Consider the following 23,565-nt stretch of genomic DNA (forward strand, 5'->3'; position numbering starts at 1 on the left):
TGGGTTAAGGTATTATGGATAAAGGTAACGTATTCTTATAATTACCCCTGGTAAAATCTGGAAAAGCCTGAGGCATACCTTCTTCGGAAACCGATTTTTCACTCAACGGTGCAATGGCACTCCAGAAACAACCTTCATACACATTTTGATCTAACGGAAGGCCCTGCTGTAAACACTCTACAATTCGATACATCATAATACCATCCATACCACCATGACCACTATTTTTAGCTGTTTCGTTCAATCGTTTATAAAGTGGATGGTCATATTTTTCGTAAACAGCTTGTAATTTTTCTCCTTGAACCCAAGAATGATGGTCTTCTGTAATACCCAGCACACCACCTTCTAAAGCAATCCTTGTAGGAAACCCAGCTAAAGCTCCTTTAACTCCTTGAACCAAATTAAGTCTTGAGTATGGTCTTGGACTTGTTTCATCCCATTGCACCAGAACCGTTCTACCCAATTGGGTTTTTATGATGGATGTATTGATATCTCCACCCTCAAAATTTAATTGATTCCATTTATGATTTTCAGGATAATTTTCTTCTGCATACGCGTTACGACCTATTGAAGGACTCGAATAACTTACTAAACTTTTAAAAGTATCTGCTCCCCTACCCAAATTCATGTATTGGGCTACGGGCCCCAAACCATGTGTGGGATATAAATTTCCGTTTCTTTTAGCATAATGATGCGTGCGCCAAGAACCAGTTCCGCGTTCTTGTTCTTCCATCTGCCAACGCAGTTCGTGTATGTAAGCCGCTTCTGCATGTAACAAATCGCCTAACAAACCTTGCCTAACCATGTTTAGGAACAACAATTCGTCCCGGCCATAGTTAACGTTTTCCATCATCATACAGTGCTTTTTAGTTTGCTCGCTGGTATCCACAATGTTCCACATTTCTTTTAGGGTAACGGCAATAGGAACCTCAACAAAAGCATGTGCACCTTGCTTCATAGTTTCTATTGCCATAGGGGCATGATTCGCCCAATTGGTAGCAATAAAAACCACATCTGGTTTTACTTCTTGCAACATGCTTTTCCATCTGTCTTCCTCCCCCCAATATAATTTGCAAGTTTTGGTGTTTTCCTCACCAACAACTTCACTTAACCAACCCAATTTTTCATTTACCAAATCTTCATACAAATCGCTAATAGCAACTACCTCTGTATTGGGCAAGCCTGCAAAGAATTTTAAATGGGTGCCGCCCCTGGCACCAACGCCGATAAAAGCCGCTCGTACTTTTTTAAGGGGTGGAGCAGCAAAACCTCCCATATAAGTTGAAAACAAAGGCCGTGTGCTTTGTGCATTTATAGGATTAGCTATAAAAGAAGAAACCCCAACGGCAGCAGAAGCCATTGAGGTTTTTTGAATAAATTTTCTACGATTTATATTTTTCATGCCTTTAAATGTTCTTTAAAAAATTGCATTGTTCTACCCCATGCCAATTCAGCGGCCTCCCTATTGTACCTTGGAGTAGATGTGTTATGAAATCCATGATTTACATCTGGGTATACAAAAGCTTTGTATTGTTTGTTATGTTTTTTCAATGCTTCTTCATAGGCTGGCCAGCCTGCATTTACCCGCTCGTCTAATCCTGCAAATTGCAGCATTAAAGGCGCATTAATTTTGTCTATATCGTCTTTAGGTTGCCCACCATAAAATGGAACAGCAGCAGCTAAATCTGAAACTTTTACGGCCATCATGTTCGAAATCCATCCACCAAAACAAAAACCTACTACACCTATTTTACCAGAGCAATCTTCATGATTTTTAAGATAGTCAAAAGCTGCGATAAAGTCCTCCAACATTTCATTTCTATCTCGTTTTCTTTGCATGGCCCGGCCTTCATCGTCATTACCAGGGTAACCGCCTAAAGGGCTCAAGGCATCTGGAGCTAAAGTAATAAAGCCCTCCAACGCAGCTCTGCGGGCCGTATCCTCTATATACGGATTTAGTCCTCTGTTTTCATGCACAACTACTATACCCCCCAGTTTACCAGTAAATTCTTTTGGTTTAGACAATAAGCCTTTTATTGTACCACCCCCTTTAGGTGAATTATAGGATATCATTTTTGAGTCTAAATCTGGATTGTTAGGATTAACCAATAACGTATCCTTGTAATTGGGCATCATAAAACTCATAAGAGAAGCTACCGTTATACCACCAACTGCATACAGAGAAAGCTTTTCTAAAAATTCCCTACGTTGTAATTTGTTATGGGCATAATCATCATAGAGGTCAAATACCTCTTGCGACACATCTTCTCTTTTTAATTTTTTCATGATATGAATTTTTTAGTCCGCTGATTTGTATATAAACTCCACAATACGTTCTGCATTTATAAAACCCGTACCGTGCGTGGCATCCCATTCTTTTGACAGATTCATTTGTTGCGTTTCTTCTAGCGAATTACCGGCTTCTCTAGCCTTTTTAACGCGCTTTCTTAATTCAACTAACACGTTTTTATATTCTTCTAAATCAGTAATACTTGCTATACTACCGTGACCAGGAATTATTATAGTATTTTCATCTAGCATGCCAAGGGCCATGGTAACATTAGCAATTAAACCGTCTATATCACCTCCACTATTGATATCTATGTAAGGATACCTTCCTGCGAAAAAATTATCTCCCATGTGTATTACATTGGCTTCTGGTAAATAATAATAGGTGTCACCCTTAGTGTGTGCCGGATTTACATGCATAGCCAATAAACGCTTATCATCTCCTAAATACAGGGTCATTTTATCATTAAAAGTTATTACAGGATAGGCAGATTTAGAAGTTTTCTCATCTGCCTCTAATAATTCCCTAACATTTTCATGCGCAATTATTGTAGCACCGTTATTGGCCAAATTCTCATTACCGCCTGTATGGTCACCATGATGATGCGTATTTAAAACAAAGTTTATGGGTTTATCAGTGATTGTTTTAACGTGACTTACTATTTTATCAGTAAGTGGTTCAAATTGGTCATCAATTAGGTAAGCGGCCTCCTCACCTATAATTAAACCAATATTACCACCTGCACCGAATAGAACATAGATATTATCCGTAAGTTTTTCTGAAGTTATTTCTACTTCATCAAAATTACGTTGGGTATAGCCAACCGTAAAAACGGTACAGCAAATAAATAATAAAAGCTTTTTCATAGTTTATTTAGTTCCAAGCACCCTACTCATGAACAGTTCTTTATAAGCTCTGCCTATAGGCACTTTAATTTCGTTTTCTAGATAGATTAAATTTCCTGTGATTTTCACAATTTGTTTATTGTTAACAATATACGATTTATGAACTTGGCAAAACTGTAGTTCATTTAAATTAGTGGTCCAATATTTTAAAGGTTCTTGCGAAAGTATTTTCTGTCCATTCGTAAAAATTTCGGTATAATCAGAATCTGAATGAATGTATAGTATGGAGTCTATTTTTATTTTAATATGGTCGTGCCCAGATTTTACATAAATCTCGGTTGTGGTTTCTGTTGGCAACTCTTGGCTAGCAGGTATGGATGTAGTTTCCTTTTTAACAGAAACTTTGTTTACTGCTTGCAAAAAACGTTGAAAGGAAAAGGGTTTTAAAAGATAGTCTACCACATTTAATTCATACCCTTCCAAAGCATACTCAGAAAAGGCCGTAGTTAGCACTACCTGTGGCGGATTGCTCAAACTCTTTAGAAAGTCTAGCCCATTTATTTTTGGCAGATGAATATCCAAAAAAATCAGGTCTACTTGGTTGTTTTTTAAAAACTCAAGAGCCAATATGCCATCAGAAAACAAACCAACCAATTCTAAGGAAGAAACGTCTTCTATAAACTTCTTTAAAATACGTTGGGCCGGCGGCTGGTCTTCTATTATTATACAGTTTATCATACTAATCTGTTTCTAAATCTATCTGTAAATCCACCCGAAACTCATTGTCTTGTTCCGTAATTTTTAAAATGTGTTTATTAGGATAAAGTAATTGAAGTCTTTTTTTAACATTGGCCAAACCTATACCACTAGCTACTGAGTCCAGTCCTTGTACCGCTTCAAAATTATTAACGCAACTAAAGAATAGGGTGCTACCCTTAAGGTTTACATCTATGGCTATTTTTATATTGCTAGACTGTCCAGATTGGCTGTGCTTAAAAGCATTCTCTATAAAAACTATTAATATTAACGGTGCTATTTTTTGACCCGTCATACCATTGCCAACAGTAAAAACAACTTCACCCCTTTCTTCGATCTGAAGCTTATACAGTTTAATAAAGTTTGTTAATTGTTCCAGTTCCTTTTTTAGGGGAACAAAACGTTCTTTACTTTCATATAGCATATATCTTAAAACACCGCTCATTTCTAAAATTATCTCTGGGGTTTTAGAAGAACCTTCCAAAGCGTAGGAATATAGATTGTTTAGGTTGTTAAAAAGAAAATGTGGATTAACCTGTGAGCGTAAAAATTGAAGCTCGCTCTCGGTTATAGTGCTTTGTAATTCCTTTATTTTGTCTTGCTGTTGTATGGCATCCCAGGCAAACTTACCGCTAGTTAAAATGGTCATTACGGGTAGTATTCCAAATAAGGTATAGAATATTCCAGGAAAAGTGTTGGCCCGTTTGGTATTAGGGTACAATAAAGGTTCTAAAATCTTTTCTTCTAAAAGTATTAACATAGCCAAGACCATGCAAATAGAAACAAAAAACCAAAAGTATTTTTTAGTGTATAGAAATGTTGGCATTAAATAATAGCTCACAAAAACTGTGGCCAAAGCATACATCAAAAAAAACCATGCCCTATCTACCAAAAAAGCCTGATCAAACCAATTAAAGGCAAAAAAGATAAAAACTACAATATGTAGAATTAATTGAAAAAGAAGTTCTCTTTTGAGCATAATCTCATTTAAGTTAGGTAATCAAAGCTAGTTGAACTTGTTTTTATCCAAAAAAAGCAGGGTGTCAACAACACTGTTTTTCTGCCCAACAACATACAGGCTTAATGTTTTCTTAAATACTGTTGATAACGACTTAAATCCTGTCGTTCGCCGCAATATTTTTTTAAAGCCTTCTTTTTAAAGGCAATTTCGCATTGAAAAATTACCAAAATCTAAATTAACATCATGATTGCTAGATTATATTTATTATTGGGTCTATTCCTTTTAAGCGCAACAGCCATTAACGCCCAACAAACCAGACAATTAAAAGGAAAAGTTGTAGAAGAAGGAAACCAATATCCGGTTGCTTTTGCTACCATAATGATTGGTGATAATGATACCAAACAAGCGTTAACCGGAGCAACCACGGGAGAAGATGGCACCTTTAACTTTGAATTTACTGCAGATAACTATTATATAGAAGTTAGTTTTATCGGCTTTGAAAAAAAGATTATTCCCCAACCAAAAAACAACGACCAAGTTATAGACCTTGGTACAATTATACTGGCCCCAGATGCCCAACAACTAGAAGAGGTGGTAGTACAGGGCGAGGTTTCCCAAACAGAATTTAAGCTAGACCGCAGGGTATTTAACGTAGGTAAAGATTTAAGTACAACGGGGGCTAGTGCCCTAGAAGTATTGAACAATGTTCCTTCTGTAAACGTGAATATAGAAGGTGCTGTAAGTTTAAGGGGAAGCACTGGCGTACAAATGTTGATTAACGGAAAACCATCTATTCTAGCTAGTGACGAAGGCAATGCACTGGGTACCATTACAGCAGATATGATAGAACGTGTAGAAGTTATAACCAACCCTTCTGCTAAATATGATGCCGAAGGCACATCTGGTATAATTAATATTGTACTAAAAAAAGAAGAACGAAAAGGGCTAAATGGTTCCTTATCTGTTAATACCGGAGCACCTAACAACCATAGCTTGGGACTAAGCCTTAATAAAAGAAGTGAAAAATTCAATTTGTTTAGTCAATTAGGAGCCGGGTATAGAGAGCTACCAAATGATGTTGAGTCTATTAACCGAGATTTAACGGATAACAGTAGCATCAACTCTTTTGGCGAAGAGTTTAGAAATGAAACGTTTTATAATTTTGTTCTAGGTGCGGACTATTATGTAGACCCCACAAGTGTAATTACTTTATCCGGTAATGTAGCTTTAGAAATAGAAGACCAACCTTCTACCACCAATTTTGCAGCATTTGACGGCAACAATACCCTTACAAGTCAATGGCAGCGAACCGAGGTAACCGAGGCCACTAACCCTAAATTCCAGTACGAGTTTCAGTATAAAAAAGATTTTGAAGACAATGAAGACCATGACCTTCTATTCAGCGCATTAGGTAACTTTTTTGGTAAAGACCAATCCTCAGATTTTTTAGATGAGACCATTTCTGGCGAGGACCGGGACAATAGTCAAAAAACTAGAACAGACTTCAAAGAATCCGTTTTCACCTTTAAACTAGATTATACCAAACCATTTTCTGAAAAATGGACCATGGAAACCGGGTCTCAATATGTTATGAACGACGTTAGCAACGACTATGAGGTAGAAAATTTGGTGAATGGTGAATTTGTGACCGACCCTGGTCTTACCAATATTTTTGAATTTGACCAAAAAGTATTGGCCTTCTATGGTACAGGTGCCTACGAAGGAGAAAAATGGGGGCTCAAAGGAGGGTTAAGAGTAGAAAACACAGATTTAAACACGCTTTTGACCAATAACAACCAAGCAAACGACCAAAACTATACCAACTTCTTTCCAAGCGCGCATACTTCTTACAAATTTTCTGAACGCGTTTCTTTACAAGCAGGTTACTCAAAACGGATATACAGACCAAGGTTATGGGATTTAAATCCCTTTTTCAACATTAGAAACAATTTTAATATTAGACAGGGAAATCCAAACCTCTTACCAGAATTTACAGATTCTTACGAACTAACGTCTATTTTCTTTGTTGGTAAAACCGCTATGAATTTTGGCGTTTACTACAGAAAAACTACAGATGTTATTGAGCGTATCTCATTCTTTGAAAACAATGTAAATACTACTAGACCAGAAAATATTGGTACTAACGACGCAACAGGTGTAGAATTCAATACCAAATACAGCCCGGCAAGGTGGCTAACTTTTAACTTAGACCTTAACTATAACAGCTTTAAAAGGGAAGGTACCTTTGAAGAAACTGTTTTTGACTTTAGTGCGGATCAATGGTCTTCCAAGCTAAATACCAAAATAAAATTACCGCTAGACATAGATATGGAGGCAACAGGTAACTATAGATCTAGTTACCAAACCGTACAAGGGCAAGTGGCAGAAAACATTTTTATGGATTTAGGGATAAGAAAGAAATTATTAAAAGGTAGAGCCGTATTAAATATGAGTGTCCGAGATGTATTTGCATCTAGGGTCTTTGAAAATACCATTGCCCAAAATGATTTTGAAGTGTACAACCGCTCACAGCGTGGTAGGTTTATTTCATTTGGATTTAGTTACGGATTTGGCAAAGGTGAAGCCATGGAATTTTTTGGAGCAAAACGGTATTAAAACCAAAATCTACCATTTTATAATTTGACATGTCAACTAAGAATTTATCAATAAATAAGTTATTTAATTAATGATTATCTAAATTAGCTATCTGAATTCTGCACATTTAATTCCAACTAACTAAACTCAAATAATGAATCCAATAAAAAAGGTACTACTGCTTTCTCTCCCTTTAGCTGTATTCTCTTGCGGTCCTAAATGGTCAGAAGAGGCACAAGACGGCTACCAACTAGTTAAAAATAAGGATGGTGCCACATTAGGTTATCATAATAAATCTGGGGTACAACTACTTACCGTAGACCATTTGGCATTCAAAGATTTAAACCAAAATGGGAAATTAGATACATACGAGGATTGGAGACTACCCGCTGAAGAAAGAGCAAAAGATTTGGCCAGCCAAATGAGTATTGAACAAATTGCAGGTTTAATGCTTTATAGTGCACACCAATCAATACCTGGTGCGGCCAAAGGTTTTGGAGCTTCTACCTACAATGAAAAACCATTCCCGGATAGCGGAGCACAGGCAGGAGACCTCTCTGACCAACAAAAGCAGTTTTTAACGGATGATAATCTACGCCATGTACTAATAACCCGTGTAGAAAGCCCTAAGGTGGCCGCCCAATGGAACAATAATGCACAAGCCCACGTAGAGGGTATTGGCTTGGGTATTCCTGTAAATACGAGTTCTGACCCTAGACATGGCAGTGATTCCTATGCAGAATATAATGCCGGAGCTGGAGGTACCATTTCCATGTGGCCTAGCACTTTAGGGCTAGCGGCCAGTTTTGACCCAGATTTAATGGAAACCTTTGGTAACATAGCTTCGCAAGAATATCGTGCCTTAGGTATTGCAACTGCTCTATCCCCTCAAATAGATTTAGCAACCGAACCTAGATGGAGCCGTTTTGATGGCACTATGGGAGAAGACCCAAAATTGGCTACAGATTTAGCAAGGGCATATGTAGACGGTTTCCAAACCACAGCTGGTAAAGGGTGGGGTATGCAAAGTGTAAACGCAATGGTAAAACATTGGCCAGGTGGTGGTCCAGAAGAAGGAGGTAGAGATGGACATTTTGGATATGGCGCTTACGCAGTATATCCTGGAAATAACATAAAAGACCACATGATGCCCTTTTTAGAAGGTGCTTTTAAGCTAAAAGGGGAAACTAAATCTGCTACGGCGGTTATGCCATACTATACCATATCAGATGGGCATGGAGAAGCCGTGGGTAATGGCTATAACCAATATTTAATTACCGAATTACTAAGGGAAAAATATGGATACGATGGTGTCTTGTGCACAGATTGGGGAATTACAAAAGATGTATCTGCCATAGATAAATTTGAAGGAAAACCTTGGGGAGTAGAAACCTTAACCGAAGCAGAAAGACATTACAAAGCTATTGAGGCCGGAATGGACCAATTTGGCGGTAACAATGATATGAAACCTGTTCTTGCAGCCTATAATATGGGGATTAAAGAACATGGAGAAGAGAAAATGCGAGCACGTTTTGAAACTTCCGCAGTACGCCTTCTACTGAACATTTTTAGAACAGGGCTTTTTGAAAATCCCTATTTAAATATAGCCGCTACGGAGAAAACGGTTGGTAAACCAGAATTTATGCAACAAGGCTACAATGCACAATTGCGGTCTATAGTAATGCTTAAAAATAAAGCCAACAGTTTACCGGTAGCGGAAAAAAAGAAAGTATATGTGCCAGAAAGATATGTGGCACCTAGTGTTAACTGGTGGGGAATTGTGACCCCTGAACGTATTGAACCTGCATTTAACATGGAGGTAGTTGCCAAATATTTTGAGATAGTAGACAGTCCGGATGCGGCAGACTTTGCATTGGTGGGGATAAAAAGTCCAGATGGTGGCACAGGCTATAACAAAAAAGATTTGGAAAATGGTGGTAACGGATACATACCAATTAGCCTTCAATACGATACGTATACCGCAAATGACGCTAGGGAAACCAGTATTGCCGGTGGCAGTCCTCTAGAAGATTTTACCAATAGAACGTATAAAGGAAAAACCGTAACCGCTAGAAATACCAAAGACATGGATATGGTAAATGACACCAAACAAAAAATGGGCAACAAACCGGTAATTGTAGTGGTGCATGTTAGTAAGCCCATGGTATTTTCAGAAATAGAGCCTAATGCAGACGCTATTTTGGTGCACATGGGTGTTCAAGACCAAGCTATCCTAGATATAATTGCAGGAAAAAGTGAACCTTCTGCTTTATTACCTTTTCAAATGCCAGCAAATATGAAAACGGTAGAATTACAATTTGAAGATGTACCCAGGGATATGGAACCTTATGTGGATGCTGAAGGAAACAGCTATGACTTTGCGTTTGGTTTAAATTGGAAAGGGCAAATTTCTGACGACAGAACCAATAAATATGGCACTAAATAAACCATAACTAGTTATGCGGAAAGCAAAGAACTTAGCAATACTATTCTTATGGTTGGTAATTACACCAACTATAGCCCAAAAATCAAATGGCGACTATACTTTGGTAGTCGAAGGTTTTGACTGGGGACCGGCTACCAGTAAAGTAATACTTCATTTATCAGATACTACCTCTGTTGCAAATTCAACTGATTTTGAAATTAAGGTTAAAAGAACATCTGATTGCTTGCCTGCGGACTCGCCTAGGGCCAATGGCGATTTAGCTATAGTTACCGCCTATGTATCTGATGAAAAAGGAAACCGTTTAGCTAATGGTAAAAACATTACGCTACATACCGCAGTGGGCCCACATCTACCTATAGGCTCACCTATATTATACTTTTTTACGGAGGATTGTAGTGGTAACCAATGGACCAATTATGAACTTACTGTTACCAACAAGGTAAACAACACTGTTTGGAACAATGAAACTAAACGGATATTGCCGCTAGTAGATGAGTTCGATTTAACTGGTAAATTCCAATCAAACAATGCTGAATTAACTTATGCCGCTTATACGCCTAAAACTACTACCGATAAAAAACCCTTGATAATTTGGCTACATGGTGGAGGCGAAGGTGGTACCGACCCAAGTATTGTACTTTTAGCCAATAGAGCCGCTAACTATGCTTCTGATAAAATACAGCAAATTTTTGGAGGCGCTTACGTATTAGCACCACAAACCCCAACTAGATGGATGCATGGTATTTCTGGAGAAACCACCACGGGCCAAGAACCAGATATTTATAGTGAAGCACTCATGGCCCTATTCAACGATTTTATAGAAAATCATCCAGACATTGACACCAGCAGAATTTATGTGGGCGGTTGTTCTAATGGCGGTTATATGACCCAGGAATTGTTGTTAAACTATCCAGATTATTTTGCAGCTGCTTATCCATCTGCCTTGGCCTTTTTTAACGAGCATCTTACAGATTCAGATATTAATACCCTAGCAAACCAAGCTATCTGGTATATGCACTCTAAAGATGACCCCATTACTAAGGCAGCATTAACCGTAATACCTACTTATAATAGACTTATTGATGCAGGCGCAAAAGATGTGCACTTATCCCTATACGACCATGTGGTAGATTTATATGGTGTTTATGGTGGTGATGATTTTCATTTAAACGGTCATTTTTCATGGGTTTACAGTCATAGAAATCATTCTCAAAAGAAAATAGATGGCAAAACCATCACCGTAATGGAATGGCTGGCTCAGCATAAAAAATAATACTAGACTATTAGTATACCAAGGGTTTTGGTTTTGTTACCAAAACCCTTTTTCTTTTTCAATTTGTCATAAATAATAATCTATCCCTGAATTAAAAACGTTTCCAGAAAATGCGCCTTACCTTAGCGGCTTAATAGTTAACTACACAGTTTGAAAAAGGCTTTTCTTTTTATGCTTGTTAGTACTTTGGCCTTTACAGGAATGAACACCATGGTAAAGTACTTAGCCCATTTACCAACCTTTCAAGTGGTTTTTTTTAGGGGATTGGGCACGTTGGCCATAACATCTGGATTGCTATACCATAAAAAAATACCTTTTTTAGGTAATAACAGGATATTATTAATTACAAGGGCTTTTTTAGGACTAACTGCCATGAGTCTATATTTTATGTCCTTAAAAGAATTACCCGTAGGTACGGCTGTATCCCTTAGGTATGTATCTCCAATATTTGCTGCTATCTTTGCCGTATTTCTTTTAAAAGAAAAATTAAGGCCTATTCAATTATTCTTTTTTGCCATGGCTTTTGGCGGTGTATTGTTCTTAAAAGGATTTGACCCCAATATTAACTTAAAGGGTTTTATACTAATTTCTTTTGCTGCCCTATTTAGCGGCTTGGTTTATGTTTCCTTACGAAAGATAGGTAAGTCCGAACATCCGCTAGTTGTGGTAAATTACTTTATGTTCATTACAGTTCTTGTTGGCGGTATACTCTCTATTTTTAATTGGCAAGCCCCTACACCTAAAGAGTGGTTAATTTTACTGAGCTTGGGGTTCTTTGGGTATATTGGCCAGATTTTTATGACTAAAGCATTTCATTGGGCACAAACTAATTTAGTAGCCCCGTTAAAGTACTTAGAAGTAGCTTTTACCATGTGCGTAGGGGTTTTATTCTTTGGAGATGAATATACGCTTCTAAGTTTTGTAGGCTTATTTTTTATAGTAACGGCATTGGTACTAAATACGTTGATTAGAAAAAAATAACGGCCCAAATAGTAAAATTTGAGCCGTTAGAAAATATAATTTTAAATTTTGCATCAACCTAAATTAGCTAAACTCTTTTCTAAAGTTTCTATTTTAGCTTCTGCATCGGCTGCTTTTTTACGTTCTATTTCTACCACCTTTTCTGGCGCATTGTTTACAAAACGTTCGTTACTCAATTTTTTCTGAACAGATTTTAAGAAGCCTTTGGTATAGTTTAATTCCTGCTGAATTTTCTCTTTCTCTGCTTCTATATCTATCGCGCCAGCAATAGGAATAAAATATTCATTACTTTTAACCCTAAACGTCAACGCCCCATCTACAGATGCTTCTACTGCTGATATTGTTTCAATATTGCCTAACTTTTGGATAATGGCATTCATACTATCAGATGTACCAGACTGATTCAAAATAGACAGCTCCAAAACATCTTTATTGGGAATATTCTTATCCTTACGTATGGTTCTAATACCTGCAATTACCTCAGCAGCGAAGGCAAACTCTTCTATAATTGTATCATCAAAACTATTTTTAGAAGGCCATGCAGCCACACAAAGTGCCTCTTTGGTATCGCGCTCCGCTATATGTTGCCATACTTCTTCCGTTAAGAATGGCATAAAAGGATGCAATAACTTTAAGTTATCCTCCAAAATACCAATAACCTCATCAAAAGTTTTTTGGTCTATGGGTTGTTGGTAAGCAGGTTTAACTATTTCTAGCAACCAAGAACTATAATCATCCCAAACCAATTTATAGATAGCCATTAAGGCATCAGAAATACGGTATTTGCTAAAATGGTCTTCTATCTCTACCAATACCTGTTGGTAACGAGCTTTGTACCAATCTATACCAATACGCGCAGCTTTGGGCTGTGGTATGTCTGCAACCTCCCAACCTTTTACCAATCTAAAGCCATTCCAAATTTTATTGGCAAAATTAGAGCCTTGCTGGCATAGGGCTTCATCAAACAATAAATCGTTACCCGCTGCAGAGCTCAACAATAAACCAACACGAACGCCATCAGCGCCAAACTGCTCTATCAATTTTAAAGCGTCTGGCGAGTTACCTAAAGATTTGGACATTTTTCTACGCTGCTTATCACGCACCAAACCTGTTAAATACACATTCTCAAACGGCCTTTTATCTCTAAACTCGTACCCAGCTACAATCATTCTAGCCACCCAAAAAAACAAAATATCTGGACCGGTTACCAAATCGTTTGTAGGATAATAGTAGTTTATTTCTTCGTTCTCTGGCTCTAATATGCCTCCGAAAACACTAATTGGCCATAACCAAGAAGAGAACCAAGTATCTAAAACATCTGGGTCTTGTTTTAAGTCGGCAGCACTTAAATTTGCGTTCCCAGAAGCCTCTTTTGCTAACTGTAATGCTTCTTCCGCAGTTTCTGCAACCACAAAATCTTCTTTACCATCGCCATAGAAATACGCTGGTATTTGCTGCCCCCACCACAACTGTCTAGAGATATTCCAATCACGAATATTCTCCATCCAATGGCGATACGTATTTTTAAACTTATCTGGAAACAATTTTACATCGCCAGACTCCATAACGGCTTCTAAAGCTGGCTTAGAAAGGTCTTCCATGTTAAGAAACCACTGATCAGACAAACGCGGTTCTATTACCGCTTTGGTACGTTCAGAAGTACCCACTTTATTTAAGTGCTGCTCCGTTTTTACTAAATAGCCTTTTTCTTCTAGCTCTTTTGCAATCTCTTTACGCACCACAAAACGGTCTTTACCTTGATAATGTAACCCAAAAGAATTTAGACTAGCATCCTCATTAAAGATGTCTATAACTTCTAAATTATGCTTCTCGCCAAGATTTTTATCGTTCTCATCATGAGCAGGTGTAACTTTTAAGCAACCTGTACCAAACTCCATGTCTACATATTCATCCTCAATAATTGGGATTACTCTACCAGAAATAGGCACAATGGCCTTTTTTCCTTTTAGGTGGGCATATCTTTCATCATTGGGATTGATACAAATAGCCGTATCGCCCAAAATAGTTTCAGGTCTTGTTGTTGCAATGGTTACCTTTTCATCGGACCCCTCAATTTCGTAAGCCAAATAATATAAAAGTCCATTTCGCTCCTCGTAAATTACCTCTTCATCAGATAAAGTAGTCTTTGCCTCTGGATCCCAATTTACCATTCTGTAGCCACGGTAAATAAGTCCTTTTTTATATAAGTCTACAAATACCTTAATTACAGAAGCAGACATATCATCGTCCATAGTAAACTTGGTACGCTTCCAATCACAAGAACAGCCTAGTTTGCGTAATTGTTTTAAAATAACGCCACCATACTCGTTGGTCCAATCCCAAGCATGCTTAAGAAAATCTTCTCTTGACAAAGTAGCTTTATCTATACCTTCTGCTTTAAGTTTGGCCACTACTTTTGCCTCTGTAGCAATAGAAGCGTGGTCCATACCTGGCACCCAACACGCATTTTTACCTTGCAAACGCGCTTTTCTAATTAACACATCTTGTATGGTATTATTTAACATGTGCCCCATGTGCAATACTCCCGTTACATTTGGCGGTGGTATTACTATGGTGTACGGCTCCCTATCATCTGGTGTAGATGTAAAAAAATCTTGGGATTCCCAGTACTTATACCAGCGCTCCTCTACCCTATTGGGCTCATATTTGGATGGAATTTCCATTTTCGGTATGATTATTGTTTAAATTAAAATGGATTGGTCAACAAAAAGAAAGCCACAACAAAATTTAACATATAGCTTTCTAGATTTACCAATCCGCTGAATACGAAACAAAAATAAGTAACGTTATTACATTACAAAAGAATTTTGGAGGTAGGTTTAAATAGCCTACTTTTGAATTTACCCAAAACTAAAAAAATGAAGAAAGTATTACTTTTAATGTTTGTTGGTCTTTTGGCCATGAGTGTAAAAGCCCAGGACAAAACAGCGAAAATTGAATTTAAGTCTGAAACGATTGATTATGGTGACATTGCGAAAGGTAGCGATGGTGTTCGCGTTTTTAAATTTACCAACACAGGAGATGCTCCTTTGGTAATTAGCAATGTTAGGTCTAGTTGCGGTTGTACTATTCCTAAAAAACCAGATGCACCTATTTTACCGGGTGATGAAGGAGAGATTCAAGTAAAATATGACACAAAACGTGTGGGCCCAATAAGAAAGGCAATCACCGTAACTTCTAATGCGGATACACCAACTAAGGTTTTAAAAATCAAAGGAAACGTAAAAGCAGAAGGAGCTAAATAATTTTAAGTAATTTGTTTACTTTATCAAAAGCCTTGACAAATGTCAAGGCTTTTTGTTTTTGAATACATCTTCTACAACAAAAGAAAATTTCTTGTCATCATTGTATCGTTCTATCATTAGCTTTACCCTTTTACCTTTCCTTTCGTTTAGCATCTGCAATACTTCCTGTAATTTGTAGTTGTGCACTTGCCTACCATTAACAGATAAAATCACATCTCCTTTTTGCAGACCTGCTCTTTCTGCAGGGCTACCAGCACGTATACTAGAAACCACAATTTCTGGTACCAAACTTAATCTGGTTTGGTTGTCCATAACAATTTGCACGTTACCAAAAGAATCATTGTGTTCTGCCTTTACCCTACCTCTAGAATCTGCTATTCTTTCTGCAATGTATCTTACTCCGTTATGCTGTAAGGTTATGCCAGATAAATTGTATTGATAAGGTTTATTAAAGTTACTGTTCTTGGTAAAGTAGACTGCACTATTTTTATAGTCAAAAATTAGATTGAACCGTTTTAAAACCTCTCCACCTAAACTTCCGTTTCGTTCTCCCAAATTAGAAATTGCCTGGAAAGAAGTTTTGTATGGAAATGCCGTCTTAGTTTCTTCAAGAAAAAATTCGCCTATTTTAATTCCTTTTATCTTGGAACGTTTACCATAGATTTCTCCATTGAGGCCTTGTCCTAAAAATTCTTCAAAATGTTTTTTAGGCAAATCTATACCCTTTATTGAATCTTTAAAAAGCCACAAAGCATCACTGCTACCGGTATCTATCAACAATTTTACTGGAACCTCCCTATTGCTCTCCCTTACAATACTGGCGTGTAAAAATGCCTTTTTATGTTCTATGGCCAGGGGTAATTTCTGTGCTTTCTTGGGCACCTTAAACCCTGCGTTGTTGTTGTACAGTTTTATTATAGATTTCCCATAATTTACTTCTACCACAAAATCACGAAAAACGTCGAACCCAATAATGCCATGTACGGGCACACCTAGGGCAGGTGAAAGATTTAAGTCTTTATCCAATACCACAAATAGGGATTGGTCCGTATTAGTTGCCGTACCAATTTTAAATTGATTATGAGCACTACGTAGCGCTTCAATTGGTTCGCCCTCGCCCAGACCTTTTAAGGTAATAGTAGTAACATTATTTAGTTGAATGGAATCTTGGTCTGATAAATTAAATAATATAGGAGCGCTAACACCAGAATCTAACATAAACGTAAGTTTGGCCCCGTTTAAAGTCACCGGCACCAAGATTACATTATTAATTTTTTGAAATTTTATACGCTCAACCTTCTTGTGCTTATCCAAACTAAAATGTTGCGCATTTATGCTAGAAGCAAACACCAAACCTAGAAATACAAAAAACCCTATAAATCGATTCAAAATACTTGCAGTTAAACAGTTATAGCTGCAATAAGTTAAGATTAATATTTCAATTTTACACCAAACGGTAGCTTAACGGCATTACTAAATCTTAATCTTTAATGTTGTTATACTCACATTGTTTCGCCATTTTTGCAAAAAATTAGACTATGCCCAAAATATCACAAAAAGGCTTAAATATGCCCTCTTCACCAATTAGAAAATTGGTTCCATTTTCGGAAAATGCCAAGAAGAAGGGGGTAAATGTGATTCATTTGAATATTGGCCAGCCAGATATTAAAACTCCAGAAGTGGCCTTAAATGCGGTAAAGAATATGAATTTAGATGTTCTTGCATACAGCAGAACAGAGGGTTCAGAAGAATATAGAACTAAAATTGCGGCCTACTATAAGCAGCACCAGATAACTGTTTCCGCAGAAGATATTATAGTAACAACGGGGGGATCAGAAGCACTTTCTTTTGTAATGGGTGCTATTATGGACCAAGGAGATGAAATAATAATTCCTGAACCTTTTTACGCTAACTATAATGGATTTGCCACCAACAATGGTGTTACCGTTGTACCTATTTTATCTAGCATTGAGAACAACTTTGCCTTACCACCCATTGCCGAGTTTGAAAAACTGGTAAGTGCCAAAACCAAGGCCATATTAATTTGTAACCCAGGAAACCCAACTGGCTACCTTTACACCAAGGAAGAAGTTGAAGAACTGGCACAACTAGCCAAAAAGCACGACCTATTTATAATTGCCGACGAAGTTTATCGTGAATTTGCTTACGACGGCAAAAAACATCATTCTATCTTAAGTATTGAGGGTATAGCAGAAAATGCCATTATGGTAGATTCCGTATCTAAAAGATACAGCATGTGTGGTGCTAGAATTGGTTGTGTTGTTTCTAAGAACAAAACTTTAATGCAAGCCATAATAAAATTTGCCCAAGCTAGATTATCCCCCCCAACTCTGGCACAAATAGCTAGTGAAGCAGCATTAGAAACGCCTAACAGTTATTTTACCGCTGTAAAAGAAGAATACGTTTCTAGAAGAAATTTATTAATAAAAGGTTTAAAGGAAATTCCAGGTCTTTCCGTTGCCGAACCTAGCGGTGCATTTTATTGCATAGCAGAACTACCCGTGGAGGATACTGACGATTTTGCCCAGTGGCTTTTAGAATCGTTTGAATTAGATGGAAATACCGTAATGGTAGCTCCCGCCTCTGGCTTTTATGCAACCGAAGGCAAAGGAAAAAACCAAATACGAATTGCGTATGTTTTGGAAGAAAAAGAACTAGTAAAGGCCATTACTATATTAAAAGAAGCTTTAAAACAATACCAACAAGCGTGAACATTGAAGAAAACAAATCTTTAAAACCTTACAACACCTTTGGCATTGACGTGAACGCGCGTTTTTTTCTAGAGGTAAATACGGTATTACAGCTACAAAAGGCATTGCAACTATCCGCATATCCCAATTATTTTATACTTGGTGGCGGTAGCAATATGTTGCTACTAAAGAATATTGAAGATTTGGTTTTACACATAAATCTTAAGGGAATTACCGTAATAGAAGAGGATCAAGATAGGGTAATTGTTAAGGCAATGGCTGGTGAAAATTGGCACGAATTTGTTCAATGGACCTTGAAACAAGACTATGGTGGCCTAGAAAATCTTTCGTTAATCCCTGGTAATGTAGGTACTGCACCAATACAAAATATAGGTGCTTATGGTGTGGAACTTAAAGATAGCTTTGTAAGCTGCGAAGCCATGCATATAGAAAGTAAAGAATTAGAAGAATTTTTTATAGAAGATTGTGAATTTGGTTACAGGGATTCTGTTTTTAAAGGAAAGAAAAAAGGGCAATATATTATTACAGCAGTAAAATTTAAATTAACCAAACACAACCATCAATTACACACCCATTATGGTGCTATTGAAGCAGAGTTAGAAAAACTTAATATTGTTTCGCCTACCATAAAAGATGTTTCTAATGCCGTAATAAACATTAGGAAAAGTAAATTACCAGACCCCAAGGAAATTGGAAATAGTGGTAGTTTTTTTAAAAACCCCGTAATTTCTAAAAAAACGTTTACTGCATTTATCAAAAAAAACAAGAACGCACCATACTATGAGTTAGAAGACGGCACTTATAAAATACCTGCAGGTTGGCTAATAGAACAATGTGGATTTAAAGGAAAACGATTTGGAGATGCAGGCGTTCATAGCAAACAAGCCTTAGTTTTGGTGAACCATGATAACGCTACGGGAAAGGAAATTTTGGATGTAGCCATGAAAATACAACGTTGCGTTAAGGATAATTTCAATATTACTATAGACCCAGAAGTCAACATCATAAAATAACCCCAGCAACAAGACTGCCACTGGGGTTATACCAAACCAAACTAACCAAAAATTTAATATCTTAAAAGTAACTTCTCTTTAGAATAGCTACCGTTGTAATGTATTTTTTTACTTTAGCACTATTGGATATACGGGAGAAAATTACGTTTGGATGTTTTAAATTGAATTTTTTCTGATTTTTTTTCCAAACTATGAGTAAACTACTGGAAAATCATATTGTAGAGTTATTAGAAGAGCGTAATGAAAAAGCCATGTCTTTACTATACGATAATTATGCGGACACCCTCTTTGGGGTGGCCTATAAAGTTGTTAAAGACGAAGAACTAGCCCAAGACGTTGTACAGGAAAGTTTTATTAAAATCTGGAAAAAATCAGATTCTTATGATTCCTCCAAAGCAAAATTATTTACGTGGCTGTTTCGTATAACCCGCAATACGGCAATAGACAAATTAAGGAGTGTTAGCACAAAATCCGATAAGGAAATCCAAATTGATGTTTCTGACGTATATAATGTAGGTGAACAAAGTATAAGACCGGAGTTTTTAGACGTAAAAGAACATCTAGATAAAATAGAAGAAAAATACAGAATTGTATTAGAGGCGCTTTTCTTTGAGGGTATGACCCAACAAGAGGCCAGTGATGAACTAGATATTCCTTTAGGAACCATAAAATCCAGATTAAAAATTGGATTAAGAGAAATGAGAAAAATTTATGGGTCCCCAGCTCTTGTACTATTTATAATTTTAATGTTATGAAAAACAAAATACACGATTTTTTAGACAGCGATTTACTAGAACGCTATCTATTGGGTGAGACCGATAACTTAGAAACTGCTAAGACAGAGCGGTACATAGCAATGTACCCAGAGGTTAGAAAAGCTTACGATGAACTACAAGATAATTTGGAAGCCTACGTTAAACTGCATGCCATAAAGGCTCCAGAAGGTCTTAAAGAAACCATACTTCATAAAATTAGCAAGCAAAAGAAGCGTAATAGTAAATTCTATCGTTTTGCTATTGCAGCCAGTATAGTTGCCTTGTTGTTTGCTGGTTCTGCATTCTTTTTCTACGATCAAAATCAAGATTTAATGGAGAAGAATACAATTGTTAACAACAAAATCAAAACCTTGGAAATGGATATGCGCTTAGAGCTAGAAGATATCCGTAACCAATATATTGTACTAAATAACCCCAACACTAAAAGATTAAACATTAGGGGTAACAAAAAGGCACAAGAACTAAAAGCTGTGGCCTATGTAAATCCGGTTAAAAAGCTATCCTACATAAACGTGAGCCATCTGCCACAATTGCCAGAAGAGCAGTGTTATCAAATGTGGGCAGAAGTAAATGGCGAAATGGTAAACTTAGGTGTTATAAAACAATTTGACGATAAGGAAAAACTACTGGCCCTACCCTATGCAGATCAAGCTGTAGGCTACATAACTATTGAGCCTAAAGGAGGTAATTTAGCGCCCAGTGTAGAAAACATTGTCGCAGACATCAAATATTAAAATAATTTAAAACCGGAAGACATCTTCCGGTTTTTTTCTGCTATTGCTTATTTTTGTACAAATTTTCAGATATGAAATTAGTACTACTTACAGTTGGATTATTAGCATTAGCCTTCGCCGGTATTGCTATAAAGATTTGGGGAAAGAAAGATGGTAAGTTTGCTGGTACCTGTGCTAGTCAAAGTCCGTTCTTAAACCAAGAAGGCGAAGCTTGCGGATTTTGTGGTAAAACACCAGACGAACAAGATTGTAAGAAAGATTCCGTTATACAAGCCTAGAAACCTTAGAATCCAATTTTTTGAGCGACTCTCATTTTGATTTACAGCAAACCATTGCTCAAGCAAAGAAAGGTCAGCAAATAGCTTTTTCTTTGTTATTGGATAAATACTGGGGACAGGTATACGGGTTTCAATTAAAACGCACCGAAAATGAGAATGACGCGGAAGACATCACGGTGCAAACCTTTTCAAAAGCTTTTGATAAAATCCAAACCTATGACGAAAAATATGAGTTTGGTACTTGGTTGGTAACCATTTCTAAAAATCTACATGTAGATTTACTTAGGAAAAAGAAAAGAAACGTTTTAGATGGTAAAGACACTGGAAAACCAGAAGAGGTAAATAGCATTTTAGACAATAGCCCAACAGCAGAGGACGCTCTTATTATAGAACAAAATTTAGCAACCTTACTGGCCAATATCAAAAAGCTAAAACCACATTACCAACAGGTAATACAGCTCAGGTTCTTTAATGAGATGAGTTACGCAGAAATTGCCACAGAATTAAACGAACCTATAAACAGAATTAAAGTAAAATTACTCCGCGCCAAAAAATTACTTTCTGAAATAATTACAGATAGCAAATAGACTTAGACAAAATGGGGTTCCCATTGCCTTTTCGTATATTTGTAAGCTAAATAGTTGTTATGTCCACAGAAGTTGCAACACACGTAATACCGCCTAAAAAAGGTAAACCAAAATGGTTAAGGGTAAAACTACCTACAGGCAAAAAATACACCCAATTAAGGGGCTTGGTAGACAAGTATGACCTACACACCATTTGCACCTCTGGAAGTTGCCCCAACATGGGCGAATGCTGGGGAGAGGGTACCGCTACTTTCATGATTTTGGGCAATGTATGTACAAGGTCATGTGGATTCTGTGGTGTTAAGACAGGTAGGCCAGAAAACGTAGATTGGGAAGAACCAGAAAAAGTGGCTAGATCTATAAAAATTATGAAAATTAAACATGCGGTACTAACCTCCGTGGACCGTGATGATTTAAAAGATATGGGATCTATAATCTGGGCAGAAACAGTAAATGCCGTTCGCCGTATGAACCCAAATACTACCCTAGAAACATTAATACCGGATTTTCAAGGAATAGAAACCCATTTAGATAGAATTTTATCGGTTGCACCAGAAGTTATTTCGCATAACATGGAAACCGTAAAAAGGCTAACAAGGGAAGTACGCATCCAAGCAAAATATGAGAGAAGTTTGGGCGTATTAAAATATCTGAAAGACAACGGTGCCCACAGAACCAAATCTGGTATTATGTTAGGTTTGGGAGAGCAAGAAGAAGAAGTTATAGAGACCTTACATGATTTAAGAAATGCCAATGTAGACGTAGTTACCATTGGTCAATACTTACAACCGTCTAAAAAACACTTACCGGTTAAACAGTTTATTACTCCAGACCAATTTAAAAAATACGAGGAAATAGGATTGGATTTAGGTTTTAGACACGTAGAAAGCGGTGCGTTGGTACGCTCTTCGTACAAAGCCCACAAACATATTGAATAATAGCATCCAGCCTTTTTATATTAAATGACAACTATAAACATTGGTATTAATGGCTTTGGAAGAATCGGCAGAACGTTTTTCCGGTTATTGACCCAACATACAAACATCAAGGTTGTTGCCATTAATGATTTGGCAGATGTAAAAACCTTGGCGCATTTACTTAAATATGATAGCATTCATGGGGTTTATAACCAAGAAATAAGTTCTGATGACCAAGCTATAACTATCAATAAGAATAAGATACCAGTATATAATTGCACGCACCCAAGTGAAATACAATGGCCTGCTAACATAGATATTATCATAGAGGCAACGGGAAAATACAAATCTAAAAATGATTTAAGCCATCATTTGACTAATGGTGCCAAAAAAGTAATTCTGTCCGTTCCTCCAGAGGAAGACGATATAAAAATGATAGTTCTTGGAGTTAATCAAGACAGTTTAACCAAAGAGGACCACATCATTTCCAACGCATCGTGTACTACCAATAATGCGGCGCCAATGATTAAGGTAATTCAGGAATTGTGTGGTATAGAGCAGGCCTATATAACAACCGTGCACTCCTTCACTTCTGACCAAAGCTTACATGACAAACCGCATCGTGATTTACGAAGAAGTCGCGCAGCAAGCCAATCCATAATACCAACTACAACAGGTGCTGCCAAGGCACTTACCAAAATATTCCCAGAGTTGTCCAATGTAATTGGAGGCTGTGGTATTCGGGTGCCCGTACCAAACGGTTCGTTAACAGATATTACCTTTAACGTTAAAAAAGAGGTTACTATTGAAACCATTAACGAAGCCTTTAAAGCTAGCGCCAATACTTCCTTAAAAAATATATTGCATTACACGGAAGACCCTATTGTTTCTATTGATATAAACAATAGTTCCTATTCTTGTACGTTTGATTCCCAGATGACCTCGGTTATTGGTAAAATGGTAAAAGTTATAGGCTGGTATGATAATGAAGTTGGCTATAGCTCAAGATTAATTGACCTTATTTATTTGATAAAACAAAATGGTTTTATTTAAATTTGATAAAAGCAATCGACCCAATTAAAAATTTAACTACATTTTTATTAGTAAGCCTCTTC

At 37.1% G+C, this 23,565-nt stretch carries 20 protein-coding genes; 13 read left to right on the plus strand and 7 right to left on the minus strand.

Translation table 11 applies throughout. The annotated features are described in order from the left end of the window. Nucleotides 1-4 precede the first annotated feature (4 nt). The 5 genes from ACXAGS_RS14365 to ACXAGS_RS14385 are packed head-to-tail and all read right to left on the minus strand — an operon-like array spanning nucleotide 5 to nucleotide 4,870. On the minus strand, nucleotides 5-1,402 hold the full coding sequence (locus ACXAGS_RS14365; protein WP_474907721.1) for a Gfo/Idh/MocA family protein: 1,398 nt from the start codon (nucleotides 1,400-1,402) through the stop codon (nucleotides 5-7). Next, entirely contained in the window at nucleotides 1,399-2,286 is an 888-nt protein-coding gene (locus ACXAGS_RS14370) for a dienelactone hydrolase family protein (RefSeq protein WP_474907722.1), read from the minus strand. The genes ACXAGS_RS14365 and ACXAGS_RS14370 overlap by 4 nt, the downstream gene beginning before the upstream one ends. 12 nt (nucleotides 2,287-2,298) lie before the next feature. Next, on the minus strand, nucleotides 2,299-3,156 hold the full coding sequence (locus tag ACXAGS_RS14375; RefSeq protein ID WP_474907723.1) for an MBL fold metallo-hydrolase: 858 nt from the start codon (nucleotides 3,154-3,156) through the stop codon (nucleotides 2,299-2,301). A 3-nt stretch (nucleotides 3,157-3,159) separates the two neighbouring features. Continuing rightward, nucleotides 3,160-3,873, minus strand: coding sequence for a LytR/AlgR family response regulator transcription factor (locus tag ACXAGS_RS14380; RefSeq protein ID WP_474907725.1), 714 nt, complete (start codon nucleotides 3,871-3,873; stop codon nucleotides 3,160-3,162). Nucleotide 3,874: 1 nt separating this feature from the next. After that, on the minus strand, nucleotides 3,875-4,870 hold the full coding sequence (locus ACXAGS_RS14385) for a sensor histidine kinase (RefSeq protein WP_474907727.1): 996 nt from the start codon (nucleotides 4,868-4,870) through the stop codon (nucleotides 3,875-3,877). Between the two features lie 225 nt (nucleotides 4,871-5,095). Between ACXAGS_RS14385 and ACXAGS_RS14390 the strand changes: the two genes are divergently transcribed. The 4 genes from ACXAGS_RS14390 (at nucleotide 5,096) to ACXAGS_RS14405 (ending at nucleotide 12,147) form a co-directional block, all read left to right on the plus strand. Next, on the plus strand, nucleotides 5,096-7,468 hold the full coding sequence (locus ACXAGS_RS14390) for a TonB-dependent receptor (protein ID WP_474907728.1): 2,373 nt from the start codon (nucleotides 5,096-5,098) through the stop codon (nucleotides 7,466-7,468). Nucleotides 7,469-7,601: 133 nt separating this feature from the next. Beyond that, on the plus strand, nucleotides 7,602-9,893 hold the full coding sequence (locus ACXAGS_RS14395; RefSeq protein ID WP_474907730.1) for a glycoside hydrolase family 3 protein: 2,292 nt from the start codon (nucleotides 7,602-7,604) through the stop codon (nucleotides 9,891-9,893). A gap of 13 nt (nucleotides 9,894-9,906) precedes the next feature. Continuing rightward, nucleotides 9,907-11,166, plus strand: a complete 1,260-nt coding sequence (locus tag ACXAGS_RS14400; RefSeq protein ID WP_474907731.1) for a prolyl oligopeptidase family serine peptidase — start codon at nucleotides 9,907-9,909, stop codon at nucleotides 11,164-11,166. Between the two features lie 150 nt (nucleotides 11,167-11,316). Continuing rightward, entirely contained in the window at nucleotides 11,317-12,147 is an 831-nt protein-coding gene (locus ACXAGS_RS14405; RefSeq protein ID WP_474907733.1) for a DMT family transporter, read from the plus strand. A 53-nt stretch (nucleotides 12,148-12,200) separates the two neighbouring features. Here ACXAGS_RS14405 and ACXAGS_RS14410 read toward each other — a convergent pair whose 3' ends face one another. After that, nucleotides 12,201-14,831 (minus strand): valine--tRNA ligase, encoded by a 2,631-nt coding sequence (locus ACXAGS_RS14410; RefSeq protein ID WP_474907735.1) that lies wholly within the window; start codon nucleotides 14,829-14,831, stop codon nucleotides 12,201-12,203. A gap of 195 nt (nucleotides 14,832-15,026) precedes the next feature. Here ACXAGS_RS14410 and ACXAGS_RS14415 point away from each other — a divergent pair, with 195 nt between their 5' ends. Next, nucleotides 15,027-15,413 (plus strand): DUF1573 domain-containing protein, encoded by a 387-nt coding sequence (locus tag ACXAGS_RS14415; RefSeq protein ID WP_040579088.1) that lies wholly within the window; start codon nucleotides 15,027-15,029, stop codon nucleotides 15,411-15,413. Between the two features lie 42 nt (nucleotides 15,414-15,455). Here ACXAGS_RS14415 and ACXAGS_RS14420 read toward each other — a convergent pair whose 3' ends face one another. Next, nucleotides 15,456-16,802: an aspartyl protease family protein gene (locus ACXAGS_RS14420; RefSeq protein WP_474907737.1), complete on the minus strand. Its 1,347-nt coding sequence runs from the start codon at nucleotides 16,800-16,802 to the stop codon at nucleotides 15,456-15,458. Nucleotides 16,803-16,951: 149 nt separating this feature from the next. Between ACXAGS_RS14420 and ACXAGS_RS14425 the strand changes: the two genes are divergently transcribed. The 8 genes from ACXAGS_RS14425 (at nucleotide 16,952) to gap (ending at nucleotide 23,503) form a co-directional block, all read left to right on the plus strand. Then, a complete protein-coding gene (locus ACXAGS_RS14425; protein WP_474907738.1) occupies nucleotides 16,952-18,145 on the plus strand; it encodes a pyridoxal phosphate-dependent aminotransferase in 1,194 nt (397 codons plus the stop codon). Further along, a complete protein-coding gene (gene murB / locus ACXAGS_RS14430) occupies nucleotides 18,142-19,158 on the plus strand; it encodes a UDP-N-acetylmuramate dehydrogenase (RefSeq protein ID WP_474907739.1) in 1,017 nt (338 codons plus the stop codon). The genes ACXAGS_RS14425 and murB overlap by 4 nt, the downstream gene beginning before the upstream one ends. 191 nt (nucleotides 19,159-19,349) lie before the next feature. After that, nucleotides 19,350-19,913 carry an RNA polymerase sigma factor gene (locus tag ACXAGS_RS14435; RefSeq protein ID WP_474907740.1) on the plus strand — a complete coding sequence of 188 codons (564 nt, stop codon included), beginning with the start codon at nucleotides 19,350-19,352 and terminating at the stop codon, nucleotides 19,911-19,913. Beyond that, entirely contained in the window at nucleotides 19,910-20,668 is a 759-nt protein-coding gene (locus tag ACXAGS_RS14440; RefSeq protein WP_474907742.1) for an anti-sigma factor, read from the plus strand. The genes ACXAGS_RS14435 and ACXAGS_RS14440 overlap by 4 nt, the downstream gene beginning before the upstream one ends. 71 nt (nucleotides 20,669-20,739) lie before the next feature. Next, nucleotides 20,740-20,946, plus strand: a complete 207-nt coding sequence (locus ACXAGS_RS14445; RefSeq protein WP_474907744.1) for a membrane or secreted protein — start codon at nucleotides 20,740-20,742, stop codon at nucleotides 20,944-20,946. A gap of 20 nt (nucleotides 20,947-20,966) precedes the next feature. Then, nucleotides 20,967-21,533, plus strand: a complete 567-nt coding sequence (locus ACXAGS_RS14450) for an RNA polymerase sigma factor (RefSeq protein WP_474907745.1) — start codon at nucleotides 20,967-20,969, stop codon at nucleotides 21,531-21,533. 59 nt (nucleotides 21,534-21,592) lie between these two features. Further along, entirely contained in the window at nucleotides 21,593-22,471 is an 879-nt protein-coding gene (gene lipA, locus ACXAGS_RS14455; protein WP_474907747.1) for a lipoyl synthase, read from the plus strand. A 24-nt stretch (nucleotides 22,472-22,495) separates the two neighbouring features. Continuing rightward, nucleotides 22,496-23,503: a type I glyceraldehyde-3-phosphate dehydrogenase gene (gene gap, locus ACXAGS_RS14460; protein WP_474907748.1), complete on the plus strand. Its 1,008-nt coding sequence runs from the start codon at nucleotides 22,496-22,498 to the stop codon at nucleotides 23,501-23,503. Nucleotides 23,504-23,565 lie beyond the last annotated feature (62 nt).

The organism is Croceivirga sp. ABH4_376 (genome assembly GCF_056160685.1).